We start from the raw sequence: 637 nt of genomic DNA, 5'->3' as shown, positions 1-637 counted from the left end.
CCGATGATCACCACCGGCACCACCATCGGCGAAATCACCAGCGCCATCACCAGCGCCTTGCCCGGGAAGTCACCACGGGTCAGGCCGATGGCCGCCAGCGTCCCGAAGATCATTGCCAGCACCGTCGCCGCGGGAGCGACGATGATGCTGTTCTTCAGGGCGCGCATCCATTCCGCCGACGCGAAGAAATCGTGGTACCACTGCAGCGAGAAGCCTTGCAGCGGGTACACCAGGAAGCTGCCGGAGTTGAACGACAGCGGAATGATCACCAGCACCGGCAGGATCAGGAACAACAGAATCAAGCCGCAGAGAATCCGCAAGCTGTAGAACCACACCCGTTCGATGGGCGACATGTAAGGACTCAGCATTTCGTTCTCCCCTTAGCTCAGGCGCAGGCGGCTCGCGCCCACCAGCCAGCTGTAAATCAGATAAAGCACGACCGTCGCCAGCAACAGCAGGCCGCCCAGCGCGGTCGCCATGCCCCAGTTGATGCTGGTGTTGGTGTAGAACGCGACGAAGTAGCTGACCATTTGATCGTTCGGGCTGCCCAGCAACGCCGGGGTGATGTAGTAGCCGATGGCGAGGATGAACACCAACAGGCAACCGGCGCCGACACCGGCATAGGTCTGCGGGAAGT

The 637-nt window shown here is 61.4% G+C and carries 2 pseudogenes; both read right to left on the bottom strand.

Features of this window, described 5'->3' with window-relative positions:
* Nucleotides 1-368, bottom strand: a pseudogene (locus D8U18_RS03390) (ABC transporter permease); the annotation flags it as partial.
* A 12-nt stretch (nucleotides 369-380) separates the two neighbouring features.
* Nucleotides 381-637 (bottom strand): annotated as a pseudogene (locus tag D8U18_RS03385) (ABC transporter permease); the annotation flags it as partial.

It is taken from the genome of Pseudomonas sp. Sample_10 (assembly GCF_004321495.1).
Taxonomy (GTDB): Bacteria; Pseudomonadota; Gammaproteobacteria; order Pseudomonadales; family Pseudomonadaceae; genus Aquipseudomonas.
Note: the sequence above shows the minus strand (reverse complement) of the source record. Positions and strands in the feature narration are given on the sequence as shown.